Below are 16,702 nucleotides of genomic sequence, written 5' to 3'. Positions count from 1 at the left end.
CGTACGGCGCGACAGTGGACGGCATGGACGCAACCGTGACCGCACTGACCGACACCCTGACCGTTCTCGGAGTCTTCCTGGTCCTGGCCCTGCCCTCGCTGATCGGGCACGTCCACGAGCGCCGCGTCGACCGGCAGCTGCGGGAGGCGGCCCGGAAGGCCCCGGCGGAGACCGCCGCGGCCCCCAGCCCCTCCGGACGGGAGCCCCGGCGGGACCTCCGCCAGGGCCCCCGGCGGGATCAGAAGTCCTCGTCGAAGCCGACCGTCCCCTCCACCGCCACCTGGTACGCCGACACGCGCCGCTCGAAGAAGTTGGTGAGCTCCTGAACCCCCTGCAGCTCCATGAAGGAGAAGGGGTTCTCGGAGCCGTACACCGGAGCGAAGCCCAGGCGCGTCAGGCGCTGGTCGGCCACGCACTCCAGGTACTGCCGCATCGAGTCGGTGTTCATCCCCGGGAGGCCGTCGCCGCACAGGTCGCGGGCGAACTGCAGCTCGGCCTCGACGGCCTCCCGCAGCATGTCCGTGACCTGCCGCTCCAGCGTGTCGTCGAAGAGCTCCGGCTCCTCCTTGCGCACCGTGTCCACCACGTCGAAGGCGAAGGACATGTGCATCGTCTCGTCGCGGAAGACCCAGTTGGTGCCGGTGGCCAGGCCGTGCAGCAGGCCCCGGCTGCGGAACCAGTAGACGTACGCGAAGGCCCCGTAGAAGAACAGCCCCTCGATGCAGGCCGCGAAGCAGACGAGGTTGAGCAGGAAGCGGCGCCGGTCGGCCCTCGTCTCCAGCCGGTCGATCTCCTCCACCGAATCCATCCAGCGGAAGCAGAACTCCGCCTTCTCGCGGATGGACGGGATGTTCTCCACGGCGGCGAACGCGGCGGCCCGGTCGTCCGGGTCGGGCAGGTAGGTGTCCAGGAGCGTCAGGTAGAACTGGACGTGCACGGCCTCCTCGAAGAGCTGGCGGCTCAGGTACAGCCGCGCCTCGGGGGAGTTGATGTGCTTGTAGAGGGTGAGCACTAGGTTGTTCGCCACGATCGAGTCGCCCGTCGCGAAGAAGGCGACGAGGCGGCCGATGAGGTGCTGCTCCTCGGGCGTGAGCCTGGCGAGGTCGGCGACGTCCGAGTGGAGGTCGACCTCCTCCACGGTCCAGGTGTTCTTGATCGCGTCCCGGTAGCGGTCGTAGAAGTCCGGGTAGCGCATGGGGCGCAGGGTCAGCTCGAAGCCCGGGTCGAGCAGGTTCTTCGTGCCGGTCGTGGTGGTGTGCCGGGCGGCGGCGGACGGTGCGGTGGTCATCACTGGCAGGCCTCGCAGGACTCGGGGTTCTCAAGGGAGCAGGCGACGGCGCCGGGGTCGGCGGCCGGCTGCCGGACGGGGTCAGGGGTGCGGCTCTGCGCCTGCGCGGCGCGGGCGATGCGCGTCGCGGGGCGCGAGCGCAGGTAGTACGTCGTCTTCAGGCCCGACTTCCAGGCGTAGGCGTACATCGAGGAGAGCTTGCCGATGGTCGGCGTCTCCAGGAACAGGTTCAGCGACTGCGCCTGGTCCAGGTACGGGGTGCGCGCCGCCGCCAGGTCGATCAGGGCGCGCTGGGGCAGCTCCCACGCCGTGCGGTAGAGCCTGCGCAGGTCCTCGGGGATCCAGGCGAGGCCCTGCACCGAGCCGTTCGCCTCGCGCAGCGCCTCGCGGGTCCGCGCGTCCCACACGCCGAGCCGCTTGAGGTCCTCGACGAGGTAGGAGTTGACCTGGAGGAACTCCCCGGACAGGGTCTCGCGCTTGAAGAGGTTGGAGACCTGCGGCTCGATGCACTCGTAGACGCCGGCGATCGAGGCGATGGTGGCCGTGGGGGCGATGGCCAGCAGCAGCGCGTTGCGCAGGCCGACGGAGGCGACGCGCTCGCGCAGGGCCGCCCAGCGCTCGGGCCAGAACGGTTCGACGCCGTAGTGGTCGGGGTGCAGCACGCCCCGGGCGCTGCGGGTCCTCTCCCAGGCGGGCAGGGGCCCGGCGGCCTCGGCCAGGTCGGCGGAGGCCTCGTAGGCGGCGAGCATCACGCGCTCGGCGATCCGGGTCGACAGGTCCTTGGCCCCGGGGGAGTCGAAGGGCAGCCGCAGCCTGAAGAACACGTCCTGCAGGCCCATCGCGCCGAGGCCGACCGGGCGCCAGCGCGCGTTGGACCGGGCGGCCTCCTCGGTGGGGTAGTAGTTGACGTCGACGACCCGGTCCAGGAAGGTCACGGCCGTGCGGACGGCCGCGTCGAGCCGCTCCCAGTCGAGGCCGCCGGCCGCCGGGTCGACGAACGCGCCCAGGTTGACCGAGCCCAGGTTGCACACGGCCGTCTCCCCGTCGTCCGTGACCTCCAGGATCTCCGTGCAGAGGTTGGAGGAGTGCACGACGTGGCCCGGCTCGGCCGTCTGGTTGGCGGTGCGGTTGGCCGCGTCCTTGAAGGTCATCCAGCCGTTGCCGGTCTGGGCGAGGGTGCGCATCATCCGGCCGTACAGCTCGCGCGCCGGCAGGGTCTTCCTCGCCAGGCCCGCCGCCTCGGCCCGGCGGTAGGCGGCGTCGAACTCCGCGCCCCACAGGTCGGTCAGCTCCGGCACGTCCGAGGGCGAGAACAGCGACCAGGGCTCGTCCCGCTCCACCCGGCGCATGAACTCGTCCGGGATCCAGTGCGCGAGGTTCAGGTTGTGCGTGCGCCGGGCGTCCTCGCCGGTGTTGTCGCGCAGCTCCAGGAACTCCTCGACGTCGGAGTGCCAGGTCTCCAGGTAGATTGCCGCGGCGCCCTTGCGGCGCCCGCCCTGGTTCACGGCGGCGACCGAGGCGTCGAGGGTGTTCAGGAACGGGACGATGCCGTTGGAGTGCCCGTTCGTGCCGCGGATCAACGAGCCCCGGGCGCGGACGCGGCTGTAGGAGATGCCGATGCCGCCCGCGTGCTTCGACAGGCGCGCCACCTGCCGGTAGCGCTCGTAGATCGAGTCCAGCTCGTCCAGCGGGGAGTCCAGCAGGTAGCAGGACGACATCTGCGGGTGGCGGGTGCCGGAGTTGAACAGGGTGGGGGAGGAGGGCAGGTAGTCGAGCCGGCTCATCAGCCCGTACAGGGCGGCCACCTCGTCCGCGGCCACCGCGCCGTCGTCCTTCGCCAGCCCGGCGGCGACGCGCAGCAGGAAGTGCTGCGGGGTCTCCACGACCCGGCGGGTGACGGGGTGCCGCAGCAGGTAGCGGCTGTGCAGGGTGCGCAGCCCGAAGTACCCGAAGCGGTCGTCGGCGCCCTCGGCGAGCGCGGCGTCCACCAGCGCGTCGAGGCGGTCCGCGTGCCGCCGGACGAACGCGGCCGTGCGGTCGGCGATCAGGCCCTCGCGGTGCCCGGCCGCGATCGAGCCGGTGAAGGAGCGCACGCCCTGCGAGGCGGCCTCCTCGGCGATCGAGACCGTCAGCAGGCGGGCGGCCAGCCGCGCGTACGCCGGGTCCTCCGCGATCAGGCCCGCGGCGGCCTCCGTGGCCAGTTCCCGCAGCTCGGCCTCGTCCGCGTGCGCCGACCGGCCGCGCAGCGCGGCGGCGGCGACCCGGCCGGGGTCGGTGTCGGGGAGGTCGGCGGTCAGCCCGGTCAGGGTCCGCAGCAGCGCGGCCCCCGGTCCGTCGGTTCTGTCCTGCGGCGCGGCCGTGGCCGCCGGAGCCGGATCGGCTGGCGCGATGGTCACGTGGTGCTCTCCCTCGCTCGGCACGGGGCCCGGGAGCGGGGTACGGAGCACACGGGCGCGCCTGTGTGCGGGCTGCGAGCACGGCGCGCCGCGTCCACCGGCCCATTCCACGAGGCCCGGACGTCATGGCGCCCGGGCCGGACGGCCGGGCGCACCGTCGGCAGGTACTCGGACTGGACCGGTGCGCACCCGAAAGGACGGGTGCGCACAAGTACACCGTTGCGGGACAGTTCCGGATTCGCACCGGATTCCCCTGCGGCGACAGCGAGCACGAGCATACATGTTGTGGCCCCTGGCGGAAGCACCCCCAGATGTTGTGCCGCGCGTGCCCGTGACCGGCCGTCGGCCACCGGGTGTCAGAGCGTCAGCGCGTAGGTGAGCAGCCGGATGTCGTCCAGGTCCGGGAGCGGGTTCCAGTCGCGCTCCGGGGTGCGGACGAAGCCGAGCCGGGCGTATATCCGGTGGGCGGCGCGCATGGTGCGCTGCGTGGACAGCACCAGCCGCACGCAGCCGGGCGTGGCCCGGGCCCGGTCGACGCAGGCGCGCACCAGGGCCTCGCCCGCGCCGCGGCCCCGCGCGCGGGCCGCCACGGCCGGCATCCGTACCTCCGCCTCGCCGGGCCCGGCGATGTCGGCCAGGGGCCCGCCGGAGGGCACGAAGGTCACCCCGCCGAGGACGCGCCCGTCCGCCACGGCCACCAGCACCTCGGCCGCCGCGGCGCGCCCGGCCGCGTCGCGCAGCTCGTCCAGGTACGCGTCGCTCTCCCCGAAGTCGAGCAGTCCGTCGTCGAGGTACGCCCGCGCGGTGATCTCCCCGACCTCCGCGTACTCCCCGGGCTCCGCCCGCCTGATCACGATGTCCATGCCCCGCAGTGTGCCCGGGGCGACGGCGACGGGCCGCCGGTTTTCCCGGCGGCCCGCAGGACGTGCGCGGGGTCGCCCCCCCGGGGACCGATCAGTGCGACGTCCCCGCCGTCGCCGGCGGCAGCTCCACCTGGACGCCCGGGTCGCCCGCGTCCGCCGTGTAGTCCTCCGGCCGCGTCTCGTCGACGCCGTCGGGCGCCTTGACCGCCCGCAGGACGAAGGTCAGCACCACGGTGACGAGCACGTTCAGCACGAACGCCGTCAGGCCGATGTAGCCGATCTCGCCGATGCCCGGGATCTCGGCCGAGGAGCCGCCGAAGTGCTTCTGGGTGGGCGAGGCCACGCCGTACGCGGCGAGGGTGCCGTAGACCATGCCGACCGCCCAGCCCGCGATCAGCGCCCAGCGGTGGAACCAGCGCGTGAACAGGCCGCCGACCAGCGCCGGGAAGGTCTGCAGGATCCAGATGCCGCCGAGCAGCTGGAAGTTGATCGCGACCGTCTTGTCCATGGTCAGGACGAAGACGAGCGCGCCCACCTTCACCAGCAGCGAGACCAGCTTGGAGACCTTCGTCTCCTGCTCGGGCGTGGCGTCCGGCCTGAGGAAGTCCTTGTAGATGTTGCGGGTGAACAGGTTCGCCGCGGCGATGGACATGATGGCCGCGGGGACCAGCGCGCCGATGCCGATGGCGGCGAACGCCACGCCCGCGAACCAGTCCGGGAACATGTTCTCGAACAGCTGCGGGATGGCGAGCTGGCCGTTGTCCACCTTGACGCCGGCCGCGATCGCCATGAAGCCGAGCATCCCCAGGAGGCCGAGCATCAGCGAGTACAGCGGCAGGATCGTGGTGTTGCGGCGGATCACCTCGCGGCTGCGGCTGGACAGCGTCGCCGTGATCGAGTGCGGGTACATGAACAGCGCCAGCGCCGAGCCGAGGGCCAGGGTCGCGTAGGTCCACTGCCCCGGTTCGTTCGGCGCCAGGGAGCCGCGCGGCGCACCGGTCGCCGGGTTGGTCCGACCGAAGGCCTCGCCCGCCTTGGCGAAGATGTCGTCGAAGCCGCCGAGCTTGATCGGGATGTAGACGATGGCCACCGCGATCACGATGTAGATCAGGGTGTCCTTCACGAAGGCGATCAGCGCGGGGGCCCGCAGCCCGGACGAGTACGTGTACGCGGCCAGCACGCCGAAGGCGATGAGCAGCGGCAGGTCCTTGACGAACCAGTTGGTGTCCTCGCCGCCGCCGACGCCCATCACGTCGAGGACGGCCTGGATGCCGACCAGCTGGAGCGCGATGTAGGGCATGGTGGCGAGCAGGCCCGTCAGGGCGACGGCCAGGGACAGGCCCTTGGAGCCGAAGCGGCCGCGGACGAAGTCGGAGGTGGTGACGTAGCCGTGCTTGTGCGACACCGACCACAGGCGCGGCAGGAAGGTGAAGATCAGCGGGTAGACGAGGATCGTGTAGGGCACCGCGAAGAAGCCCGACGCGCCCGCCGCGTAGATCGCCGCCGGCACGGCCACGAAGGTGTACGCCGTGTAGAGGTCGCCGCCGAGCAGGAACCAGGTCACCCAGGTGCCGAACGACCGGCCGCCCAGGCCCCACTCGTCCAGGCTGTGCTCGTTCTCGGCCCTGCGCCAGCGCGCGGCCAGGAAGCCCATGACCGTGACGGCCAGGAAGAAGAGGATGAAGACGGCGAGTGCGACGCCGTTCACGCCGTCCTTCACCTGTCGGCCCCCCCGTTCTCGCCGGAGCGGGTGCGGGAGCGCCGGTCACGCTGCCACAGCTTGTACGCGACCATGGTCAGCGCGGTGGAGATGAGCACCCACAGCATCTGGTACCAGTAGAAGAACGGGATGCCGATGAGGGTCGGCTCGACCTTCGCGTACGACCCCACCCACAGCATCGCGACGAACGGTGCGACGAGGCAGAGGCCGATGACGACCCGTACGGGGGTCACCACCGCTCCGCTCGCTTCCGGTGCGTCTGACATCGTCGTCTCCGTCCCCTCGTGATCACCTGGTGTAACGCGCAGGAAATTTAGGGGACGTGCTGCACCAGCGGAACCCCCCGTCCGCATATCGGTCCCTCAGCAGCACCGGAAGCCCTGCCGGGGGTCCTTCCGCTGCCGCTCCGCGCGCAGGCGCTCGAACTCCCTGCGCGTGGGGACGGCCGCCCCGGGGTGCCGTGCGCGCAGGTGGGCGCGGTAGCGGTCGTACGCGGACTCGTCCGTGAGCTCGCGCAGGTACCAGCGCACCCAGCGCAGGGCCCTAATCACGCGGGACACTGCCGACGGCATCCCGTGCCCTCCTCTCCGCTTCCCTCTCCTCGCGGGTCGCGACCAGCCCGGCCGGGGCGACGAGCCGCGACTCGGTGTACGGCGCCTCGCTGAGCGTGGACAGGGCGGGACGGCGCACGTGCCGCACGCACACCCGGGCGGCGTCCAGGACCACGACCACGACGAGCAGGGCGAGCACCGCGGAGAGCACGCCGTCGACCGTGGAGTTGGTGACCACGGTGTGCATGTCGGCCATGCTCTTCGCGGGAGGCAGGACCCTCCCCTCCTCGATCGCCGCCCGGTAGACCCGGCGCTGCTCGAAGAAGCCCACGCGCGGATCGGTGGAGAACACCTTCTGCCAGCTCGCGGTGAGGGTCACCGTGACGTCCCAGAGCAGCGGGACCCCGGTCACCCAGGCCCACTTCAGCCGGCCGGACTTCACCAGCAGGGTGGTGCACACGGTCAGGGCCACCGCCGCGAGCAGCTGGTTGGAGATGCCGAAGACCGGGAAGAGCTGGTTGATCCCGCCGAGCGGCTCGTGCACGCCCACCCACAGGAAGTAGCCCCACAGGCCGGTGACCAGCGCGCTGGTGAGGACCAGACCCGGCCTCCAGCTCACGTCCTTGAACGGCCGGTAGGCGTTGCCCAGCATGTCCTGGAGCATGAAGCGGCCCACGCGGGTGCCTGCGTCCAGCGCGGTGAGGATGAACAGCGCCTCGAACATGATCGCGAAGTGGTACCAGAACGCGCGCAGACCGTCCCCCGTGACCTGGGAGAAGATCTCCGAGACGCCGACCGCGAGCGTGGGCGCCCCGCCGGTGCGGGACAGCAGCGAGGCCTCCTCCACGCCGCGCGCGGCGGCGGCCAGCTGCTCCGGCGTGATCGTGTAGCCCCAGCCGCCCACCACCTGGGAGGCGTTCTGCACGGTGTCCCCGATGACACCGGCCGGCGCGTTCATCGCGAAGTACAGGCCGGGGTCGATGACCGAGGCGGCGATCAGGGCCATGACCGCGACCGACGACTCCATCAGCATGGAGCCGTACCCGATCATCCGGACCTGCGTCTCCTTCTGGATCATCTTCGGCGTCGTGCCGGAGGAGATCAGCGCGTGGAAGCCGGACAGGGCCCCGCAGGCGATCGTGATGAAGACGAACGGGAAGAGCGAACCCGCGAAGACCGGCCCGTCCCCGCGGGTCGCGAAGTCCGTGACCGCAGGCATCCGCAGCGTCGGCAGCGTGACGACGACGCCGAGCGCCAGCAGCGCGATGGTGCCGATCTTCAGGAAGGTGGAGAGGTAGTCGCGGGGCGCGAGCAGCATCCACACCGGCAGGACCGAGGCGACGAACCCGTACGCCACCAGCCAGATCACCAGGGTCGAGGGCGCGAGGGTGAAGGCGTCCGCCCACGAGGACTCGGCCACCCGGCGGCCCGCCACCAGCGCGAGCAGCAGCAGCGCCATGCCGATCAGCGAGACCTCCACGACCCGGCCGGGCCGCAGCACCCGCAGCCAGAAGCCCATGAACAGGGCGATCGGGACCGTCATCGCGAGGGAGAAGGTGCCCCACGGCGACTCGGCGAGCGCGTTGACGACGACCAGCGCGAGCACCCCGAGCAGGACGATCATGATGACGAAGGCGGCGAGCAGGGCCGCCGCGCCGCCGAACGGCCCGATCTCCTCCCGCGCCATCTGCCCCAGTGAGCGCCCGTCGCGCCGCGTGGAGAAGAACAGCACCACCATGTCCTGCACGGCGCCCGCGAAGATCACGCCCGCGACGATCCAGAGGGTGCCGGGCAGGTAGCCCATCTGCGCGGCCAGCACGGGGCCGACCAGCGGCCCGGCGCCCGCGATCGCGGCGAAGTGGTGACCGAGCAGCACCCGGCGGTCGGTGGGGTGGAAGTCGATGCCGTTGTCCAGCCGCTCCGCGGGCGTGGCCCGGGTCCCGTCGACCCTGAGCACCCGGTTCGCGACGAACCGGGAGTAGAAGCGGTAGGCGATGGCGTACGAGCCCAGGGCGGCCGCGACCGTCCAGGCGGCCGAGACGTCCTCGCCCCGGGAGAGTGCGAGCACGGACCAGCCCGCGGCGCCGACCAGCGCGACGAGGGTCCAGACGACGATGGTTCGAACGTTCGCGGTGCGCACCGGGCCGTCCTCCCGTCCATGCGATGACGGGAGGACCGTAGAGCAGGAAGGGGAGGGGCGCTACACCGCGCGCGGTGCCGAACTCCCTTGTTCCGCCAAGCGACCGGGCGGGTCCGCCGCAGGGCGGCTCCTCACTCCGCCGGGTGCCGCTCCACCGGCCGCTTGAGCCGGGCCACGAACTTGTACCGGTCCCCCCGGTACACCGACCGCACCCACTCCACCGGCCGTCCCTCGCCGTCCAGCGAGTGGCGGGAGAGCATCAGCATGGGCAGGCCCACGTCGGTGCCGAGCAGGCCCGCCTCGCGCGGCGTGGCCAGCGAGGTCTCGATCGTCTCCTCGGCCTCGGCGAGGCGGACGTCGTACACCTCCGCCAGCGCGGTGTAGAGCGAGGTGTACTTCACCAGCGACCTGCGCAGCGCCGGGAAGCGCTTGGCGGACAGGTGGGTGGTCTCTATCGCCATGGGCTCGCCGTTGGCCATCCGCAGCCGCTCGATGCGCAGCACCCGGCCGCCGGCGGTGATGTCGAGCAGCCCGGCGAGGGTGTCGTCGGCGGTGATGTAGCCGATGTCCAGCAGCTGCGAGGTCGGCTCCAGGCCCTGGGCGCGCATGTCCTCGGTGTACGAGGTGAGCTGCAGCGCCTGGGAGACCTTGGGCTTGGCGACGAACGTGCCCTTGCCCTGGATGCGTTCGAGCCGCCCCTCGACCACCAGCTCCTGCAGGGCCTGGCGCACGGTCGTCCGGGAGGTGTCGAACTCGGCGGCGAGGGTGCGTTCCGGCGGCACCGGCGTCCCCGGCGGCAGCGTCTCCGTCATGTCGAGCAGGTGCTTCTTCAGGCGGTAGTACTTGGGCACGCGTGCGGTGCGGACGGTCGTCCCGCCCTCGTTCTCCGCACTGCTGACGTCGGTGCTCATGCTCCGCCTTCCCGGCTCCGGGTGCCGATGCGACCGGCGCTGGCGTCGGTCACGGCTCACATCGTGGCACGGCTCGCGGTGCGGGTGTCCTCCCGCACGCTCCGTGATCTCCCTGGTCTCCCTATATACCGTCGGGGTCCCTTCTGGTCTAGTCCACCTGGCCGTGGCGGTACCGGACGGACGTACGGCCACGGCCGCCCGTTATGCGGCGAGAGAAGTGAAAGTTCCCTGCGTATGTAGGTCCCGTAACGGACGCCTGTGGCCCACTTGTTGACCCTTGACACCCGTTTAGGTCTAGGCCAAGCTCCCCGTACTGGTCTACACCACTGAGGATCAGACCCGGCCCCACGGGCAGTACTCGGCGTCAGTCACCGCGGAGGGCAGGGGGGTCGCCGGCATCCCTTGAGGAGAATGACGTGAAGCGCAGGCTCATCGCGGCCATCGGTGTCGCTGGCATGGTGTTGACGGTCGCCGCGTGCGGCGGTGACGACGGAGAGGGTACCGGAGCGGGGGCCGACGGCTTCAAGGGGCAGACCCTGACCGTCTGGGCCATGGACGGCTCCACCCCGCCGAACTGGACCAAGGACCTGACGGCCGCCTTCGAGAAGAAGACCGGCGCCAAGCTGAAGTTCGAGACCCAGAAGTGGGAGGGCATCCAGCAGAAGATCACCACCGCCCTCTCCGAGTCCAACCCCCCGGACGTCATCGAGGTCGGCAACACCCAGACCCCCGCGTACGCGGCCACCGGCGGCCTCGCCGACCTGAGCGACCTCAGGAAGGGCGTCGGCAAGGACTGGGCCGAGAACCTCAACGAGTCCGCCGTGTACGAGGGCAAGCAGTACGCGGCCCCCTGGTACTTCGCCAACCGCGTCGTCATCTACAACAAGAAGGTCTGGGCCGACGCCGGCATCAAGGAGACCCCGAAGACCCGCGACGAGTTCTTCGACGCCCTGGAGACCATCGGGAAGAAGACCGACGCCGAGCCCCTGTACCTGCCCGGCCAGAACTGGTACTTCTTCGACGGCCTGACCATCGGCCAGGGTGCCGACCTGGTCAAGAAGGAGGGCGACAAGTACGTCTCCAACCTCGGCGACCCCAAGGTCGCGAAGGCCATGGAGATCTACAAGAAGTACCAGTCCTTCTCGAAGGCCCCCAAGGACAAGGACGAGGCCACCCCGCAGCAGGCCGAGGTCTTCGCCAAGGGGAACGTGGGCGCCTTCATCGGCATGGGCTGGGAGGCCGGCACGGCCATCGCCGCCAACAAGGACATCGAGAAGAACATCGGCTACTTCACCATCCCCGGTGAGACGGCCGGCAAGCCCGAGGGCGTCTTCCTCGGCGGCTCCAACTTCGCGGTGGCCGCGGGCAGCGAGAAGCAGGAGCTCGCCAAGGAGTTCCTGAACCTGGCCCTGTCCGACAAGTTCGAGGGCGCCCTCGCCAAGGAGAACGGCGTCATCCCGAACAAGGAGTCGCTGAACTCGAACCTGGACGGCAACGAGGTCGCCGAGGCCGCCGCCCCGGCCGCGGCGCAGGGCGGCACCACGCCGCTGATCCCGGAGTGGGCCGCCGTGGAGAACACCCCGAACCCGATCAAGACGTACATGACCGCGGTCCTCAACGGGAAGTCGCCGGCCGCCGCGGCCAAGCAGGTCGAGGCCGAGATCAACAAGCGGCTCGCGCAGCAGAACTGAGCACCGCCCGCCGGGGGACGACCGTGACCGTCCGTCCCCCGGCGGTCCGGCGGCCCCACGGCGAATCGGAAGAATAGGCGAGCATGTCAGTGCAGACCGAACGCACGGACACGGCCCCGGCGCCCGTCGTCCGCAAGACCGACCCGGCACCCCCCGGCCCCGCGGCCGGCGGCCCGGCGGGCAGACGCCGCGGCGTCCCCGCCCCCTATCTGCTCCTGCTGCCCGCCCTGCTCGCCACCGTGGTGCTGCTCGGCTGGCCGCTGGTCAAGAACGGCCTGTTGTCGTTCCAGAACCTCAACCCGCGCCAGCTCATCCTCCACCTGACCGAGTGGAACGGCGTCGACAACTACACCGAGGTCCTCGGCAGCTCCGACTTCTGGAAGGTCGTCCAGCGGTCGGTGGTCTTCACCGCCGTCAACGTCGCCCTGATCATGGTGCTCGGCACCCTCGTCGGACTGCTCCTCGCCCGGCTCGGCAAGGGCATGCGGCTGCTGCTGATGCTCGGCCTGGTGCTCGCCTGGGCGATGCCGGTCATCGCCGCGACGACCGTCTACCAGTGGCTGTTCGCCCAGCGCTTCGGCGTGGTGAACTGGATCCTGGACGCGCTCGGCTGGCACGCGATGGCCGACTACAACTGGTTCGGCTCCCAGCTGTCCACGTTCTCGGTGATCACCCTGCTGATCGTCTGGCAGTCCGTCCCGTTCGTGGCGATCAACCTGTACGCGGCCACGACCACCATCCCCAAGGAGCTGTACGAGGCGGCCTCCCTGGACGGCGCCGGCGCCTGGACGGGCTTCACCTCGGTGACCTTCCCGTTCCTGCGGCCGTTCCTGTGGGCCACGACCTTCCTGGAGGTCATCTGGGTCTTCAAGGCCTTCCCGCAGATCTTCGCGATCAACGCGGGCGGCCCCGACCGGCTCACCGAGACCCTGCCGATCTACGCCTTCGTCGAGGGTCCCGGCAACCAGCACTACGGCATGGGCTCGGCGATCTCGTTCCTGACGATCCTCATCCTGCTCGGCCTGACCGCCTACTACCTGCGCACCGTGCTCAAGCAAGAGGAGGACGAGCTGTGAAGCGCTCCCTGATCGGCCGGCTCTGGCCCAACGCGACCGCCGCCGTCCTCTTCGTCGTCTTCGCCTTCCCCGTCTACTGGATGTTCGCCACGGCCCTGAAGCCGACCGGCGACATCGTCACCGAGGACCCGGTCTTCTTCCCGACCGACGTCACCTTCGGCCACTTCGCGAAGGCCGTCGACGCCGACCACTTCTGGACGCTGGTCGGCAACTCGCTGACGGTGACGATCCTGGCGGTGCTCTTCGCCCTGGTCATCGCCCTGCTGGCGTCCTTCGCGCTGGCCCGGATGCGGTTCAGGGGACGACGCGGCTTCCTGCTCACGTTCATGATCGCGCAGATGGCCCCCTGGGAGGTCATGGTCATCGCGATCTACATGATCGTCCGGGACGCGGAGATGCTCGACAGCCTCGTCCCGCTCACCGTCTTCTACATGATCATGGTGCTCCCCTTCACGATCCTGACGCTGCGGGGCTACGTCGCCGCCGTGCCCAAGGAGCTGGAGGAGTCGGCCATGGTGGACGGCTGCACCCGCGGCCAGGCCTTCGTCCGGGTGATCTTCCCGCTGCTCGCGCCCGGCCTGATGGCCACCTCGCTCTTCGGGTTCATCACCGCCTGGAACGAGTTCCCGCTGGTCCTGATCCTCAACAAGGGCGTCGAGAAGCAGACGCTGCCGCTGTGGCTGTCCAGCTTCCAGACGACCTTCGGCGACGACTGGGGCGCCACGATGGCCGCCGCCTCCCTGTTCGCCCTCCCCATCCTGGTCCTCTTCGTCTTCCTGCAGCGCAAGGCCGTCAGCGGACTGACCACCGGCGCCGTGAAGGGATAACGCCATCCGATGACCACCACCGCCTCGCCCGCCGACACCCTGACCCGCGACGCGCTCGCCGTCCTCCAGCCCGGTTTCACCGGCACCACCGCCCCCGACTGGCTGCTGCGCCGGCTGGGCGAGGGCCTCGCCTCGGTCGGCCTGTTCGGCCGCAACATCGCCTCGCCCGAGCAGCTCGCCGCGCTCACCGCCCAGCTGCGCGTGGAGCGCGAGGACGTCCTGGTCGCCATCGACGAGGAGGGCGGCGACGTCACGCGCCTGGAGGTGCGGGCGGGCTCCTCCTACCCGGGCAACCACGCGCTCGGCGCCGTGGACGACACCGCCCTGACCCGCGAGGTGGCCCACGCCCTCGGACGCCGCCTCGCCGAGTGCGGCGTCACGTTCGACTGGGCGCCCTCCGCCGACATCAACTCCGACCCGGCCAACCCGGTCATCGGCGTGCGGTCCTTCGGCGCCGACGCGGACCTGGCCGCCCGGCACACCGCCGCCTACGTCACCGGGCTGCAGTCCGCCGGGGTCGCCGCCTGCACCAAGCACTTCCCCGGCCACGGCGACACCGCGGTCGACTCCCACCACGCGCTGCCCCGCATCGACGCGGACGCCGACGTGCTGCGCTCCCGTGAGCTGGTCCCGTTCCGCGCGGCGATCGAGGCGGGCACGCGCGCGGTCATGAGCGCCCACATCCTGGTCCCGGCCCTCGACCCGGACCGCCCCGCGACCCTGTCCCGCCGCATCCTCACCGGCCTGCTCCGCGAGGAGCTGGGCTACGACGGCCTGATCGTCACCGACGGCATGGAGATGAACGCGATCGCGGGCACCTACGGCATCGAGCGGGGCAGCGTCCTCGCGCTCGCCGCCGGTGCGGACGCGATCTGCGTCGGCGGCGGCCTCGCGGACGAGGCCACCGTCCTGCGGCTGCGGGACGCGCTCGTCGCGGCGGTCCGCTCCGGCGACCTGCCGGAGGAGCGCCTGGCGGACGCGGCGGCCCGGGTGCGGGCCCTGGCGTCCTGGACGGTCTCGGCGCGCTCCGGCGCCGCGGCCGCGCCGGTGGCGGCCTCCGGCGAGGACATCGGGCTGGTCGCCGCGCGCCGCGCGCTCACGGTGACGCGCCCGGAGCAGCCGTACGAGCCCCCGTCCGAGGCCCCGTACGTCGCCGCCCTCACCCCCGTCGCCAACATCGCGGTCGGCGAGGAGACCCCGTGGGGCGTCGGGGCGGAGCTCGGGCGCCTGCTGCCGGGCACGGAGACGGGCGGCTTCTCCGGCGAGGACGCGGGAGCCGCGGCCCTCGCGGCGGCCGGCCGGCGCCGGGTGGTCGCCGTGGTCCGCGACGAGCACCGCCACCCCTGGATGGCCCGGGCCCTGGACACCCTGCTCGCCGCCCGGCCCGACACGGTCGTGGTCGAGATGGGCGTGCCGCAGGCACCGCCCCGCGGCGCGCTGCACATCGCCACCCACGGCGCGGCCCGGGTCTGCGGCCTGGCGGCGGCGGAGGTCATCGCGGGCGGCTGACCCGCGGGACCGCCCCCTGGAACACGGAAGTGCCGGGTTCCCCGCTTCCCGGGGCCCGGCACTTCGCCACGTTCGCCGGCGGGCGCCTGGTGCCGTGACCGGAGAGGTCCACCGGCTCGCGGCGTCCGGCACGGCACTTCCCCTGGCTCCTCGAGCAGGGGACGCCCGCGCCGCGTTGTCGGAGCCATCCGAGCACGTCCCGGTACGAGGGCGGTCCTCCGCCTCGCGACGCACCGCACCGGACGCCGCGAGCCCGCGGCGGACCTTTCCGGTCACGGCACTAGATGCCCTGCCACTCCGGCTTGTTGGCGTAGGTGTGGCGGAAGTAGTCCGCGAGCTTGAGCTTCGAGGCGGCGGCCTCGTCGGCCACGATCGTGGCGTGCGGGTGCAGCTGCAGCGCGGAGGCGGGGCAGATCGCGGCGACGGGGCCCTCCACGGTCGCGGCGACGGCGTCGGCCTTGCCCTCGCCGGTGGCCAGCAGCACCAGGTGGCGTGCCTCCAGGATGGTGCCGATGCCCTGGGTGATCACGTGGTGCGGCACCTGGGAGATGTCGCCGTCGAAGAACCGTGCGTTGTCGATCCGGGTCTGCTCGGTGAGCGTCTTGATGCGGGTGCGCGAGGCCAGCGACGAGCAGGGTTCGTTGAAGCCGATGTGGCCGTCGGTGCCGATGCCCAGCAGCTGCAGGTCCACGCCGCCGGCCGCGGCCAGCGCCCGGTCGTAGGCCTCGCAGGCCGCCTGCACGTCCGTCGCCGTGCCGTCCGGTCCCATGAACGCCTCCAGGCCCAGCCCGAGCGGCTCCAGCACCTCGCGGGCGAGCACGGACCGGTAGGACTCGGGGTGCTCCGGGGGCAGGCCCACGTACTCGTCGAGCTGGGCGATCCGGGCCCGGGAGACGTCCGCCCGGCCCGCGGCCACCTGCGCCGCCAGGGCCCGGTAGACGGGCAGGGGAGTGGAGCCGGTGGCCACACCGAGCAGGGCGGCGGGCTTGCGCCCGAGCAGCTGCGCCATGGCCGTGGCGACGAGCTCGCCGCCCGCCTCGGCGTCCGGGACGATGACAACTTCCACGCTGGGCCTGCCGATCTGGAGGGCGGTCCGAGGGCCCGGACCGGGAACGGACTGGTGGGGGAGACTATGTGGTATAGACCAATCTATCAGAGTGCCTCCCGCCGGGGCAGACCGGTGCGCGCCCGCAGGCGTCCGCGCGGACGGACCGGCGCACACCCCCACGGGCCACCGCGCGCCGGTCGGTACGGACGGCGTGGGAAAAGCGTCCGGCCGCCCGCGGGGTTCATCCGGAAGGCCCCGCACGGGTACCCCCGTCATGGCTAGGCTGCGAAGGAAATGCCGGGGCGCCCGGACGGTTGACCGGCGTGTGCGGTGCCGGGGACCATGGGGGAAGCGCGGCGGGCAAAGGGACAACAACAAACATCCTCCAACGCATGGACAGCGGAGAATGGTCTAGTCCACAATCGTGAGCAGGACGTCGAAGCACAGATCCGCCGAACGACCAGACCTCCGTCTTCCCCGCACAGGAAGGCGGACCGAGGAACCGGGGCTCTCTGCCCTGACTGCGCCGGCTCCTCGTCCATCGGCCGACCGGGACCGCACACCCCACGGCCGTTGTTGCTCCGGGCTGCGGTGCCGGGAGGGTTGAGGGTCCCTCCCAGGCGCCGCGGCCCGCGGGTGCTTCCGGGGCCCTCGGCGCCGCCCCTCCACCCCCTCCGGGCAC

General features: G+C 71.6%; 14 protein-coding genes and 1 riboswitch. Of the genes, 5 read left to right on the top strand and 9 right to left on the bottom strand.

The genetic code is table 11. The annotated features are described in order from the left end of the window. The first annotated feature begins 23 nt into the window (after positions 1–23). Complete coding sequence (locus IE271_RS03940) at positions 24–326, top strand: hypothetical protein (protein WP_190188727.1); 303 nt, start codon at positions 24–26, stop codon at positions 324–326. Here IE271_RS03940 and IE271_RS03935 read toward each other — a convergent pair. The 8 genes from IE271_RS03935 to IE271_RS03900 all read right to left on the bottom strand — a co-directional run bounded on the left by IE271_RS03935 (position 239) and on the right by IE271_RS03900 (position 9,869). After that, positions 239–1,288 carry a ribonucleotide-diphosphate reductase subunit beta gene (locus tag IE271_RS03935; protein ID WP_190188726.1) on the bottom strand — a complete coding sequence of 350 codons (1,050 nt, stop codon included), beginning with the start codon at positions 1,286–1,288 and terminating at the stop codon, positions 239–241. The genes IE271_RS03940 and IE271_RS03935 overlap by 88 nt on opposite strands. Beyond that, positions 1,288–3,684 (bottom strand): ribonucleoside-diphosphate reductase subunit alpha, encoded by a 2,397-nt coding sequence (locus IE271_RS03930; protein WP_190188725.1) that lies wholly within the window; start codon positions 3,682–3,684, stop codon positions 1,288–1,290. The genes IE271_RS03935 and IE271_RS03930 overlap by 1 nt, the downstream gene beginning before the upstream one ends. A gap of 142 nt (positions 3,685–3,826) precedes the next feature. Next, positions 3,827–3,962: riboswitch (cobalamin riboswitch) on the bottom strand. 78 nt (positions 3,963–4,040) lie between these two features. After that, positions 4,041–4,547 carry a GNAT family N-acetyltransferase gene (locus IE271_RS03925; protein ID WP_190188724.1) on the bottom strand — a complete coding sequence of 169 codons (507 nt, stop codon included), beginning with the start codon at positions 4,545–4,547 and terminating at the stop codon, positions 4,041–4,043. Between the two features lie 91 nt (positions 4,548–4,638). Next, positions 4,639–6,267 (bottom strand): monocarboxylate uptake permease MctP, encoded by a 1,629-nt coding sequence (gene mctP / locus IE271_RS03920; protein WP_190188723.1) that lies wholly within the window; start codon positions 6,265–6,267, stop codon positions 4,639–4,641. Beyond that, on the bottom strand, positions 6,264–6,533 hold the full coding sequence (locus IE271_RS03915) for a DUF3311 domain-containing protein (protein WP_190188722.1): 270 nt from the start codon (positions 6,531–6,533) through the stop codon (positions 6,264–6,266). Before IE271_RS03915 ends, mctP begins: the two co-directional genes overlap by 4 nt. 96 nt (positions 6,534–6,629) lie before the next feature. Further along, positions 6,630–6,839, bottom strand: coding sequence for a YbdD/YjiX family protein (locus tag IE271_RS03910; RefSeq protein ID WP_190188721.1), 210 nt, complete (start codon positions 6,837–6,839; stop codon positions 6,630–6,632). Further along, positions 6,811–8,958 carry a carbon starvation CstA family protein gene (locus tag IE271_RS03905; RefSeq protein WP_190188720.1) on the bottom strand — a complete coding sequence of 716 codons (2,148 nt, stop codon included), beginning with the start codon at positions 8,956–8,958 and terminating at the stop codon, positions 6,811–6,813. The genes IE271_RS03910 and IE271_RS03905 overlap by 29 nt, the downstream gene beginning before the upstream one ends. 131 nt (positions 8,959–9,089) lie before the next feature. Continuing rightward, a complete protein-coding gene (locus tag IE271_RS03900; protein ID WP_190188719.1) occupies positions 9,090–9,869 on the bottom strand; it encodes a GntR family transcriptional regulator in 780 nt (259 codons plus the stop codon). A gap of 416 nt (positions 9,870–10,285) precedes the next feature. On the opposite strand from IE271_RS03900, the gene IE271_RS03895 reads away from it, so the two are divergent. The 4 genes from IE271_RS03895 to IE271_RS03880 all read left to right on the top strand — a co-directional run bounded on the left by IE271_RS03895 (position 10,286) and on the right by IE271_RS03880 (position 14,972). After that, positions 10,286–11,560, top strand: a complete 1,275-nt coding sequence (locus IE271_RS03895; RefSeq protein ID WP_190188718.1) for an extracellular solute-binding protein — start codon at positions 10,286–10,288, stop codon at positions 11,558–11,560. Positions 11,561–11,643: 83 nt separating this feature from the next. Beyond that, a complete protein-coding gene (locus tag IE271_RS03890; RefSeq protein ID WP_190188717.1) occupies positions 11,644–12,636 on the top strand; it encodes a carbohydrate ABC transporter permease in 993 nt (330 codons plus the stop codon). Next, on the top strand, positions 12,633–13,463 hold the full coding sequence (locus tag IE271_RS03885) for a carbohydrate ABC transporter permease (protein WP_190188716.1): 831 nt from the start codon (positions 12,633–12,635) through the stop codon (positions 13,461–13,463). Before IE271_RS03890 ends, IE271_RS03885 begins: the two co-directional genes overlap by 4 nt. A gap of 9 nt (positions 13,464–13,472) precedes the next feature. After that, entirely contained in the window at positions 13,473–14,972 is a 1,500-nt protein-coding gene (locus tag IE271_RS03880; RefSeq protein WP_190188715.1) for a glycoside hydrolase family 3 protein, read from the top strand. 280 nt (positions 14,973–15,252) lie between these two features. Here IE271_RS03880 and nagB read toward each other — a convergent pair whose 3' ends face one another. Next, positions 15,253–16,038: a glucosamine-6-phosphate deaminase gene (gene nagB, locus IE271_RS03875; RefSeq protein ID WP_190188714.1), complete on the bottom strand. Its 786-nt coding sequence runs from the start codon at positions 16,036–16,038 to the stop codon at positions 15,253–15,255. Positions 16,039–16,702: the final 664 nt, after the last annotated feature.

Source organism: Streptomyces minutiscleroticus, assembly GCF_014650875.1.
Classification (GTDB): domain Bacteria; phylum Actinomycetota; class Actinomycetes; order Streptomycetales; family Streptomycetaceae; genus Streptomyces; species Streptomyces minutiscleroticus.
Note: the sequence above shows the minus strand (reverse complement) of the source record. Positions and strands in the feature narration are given on the sequence as shown.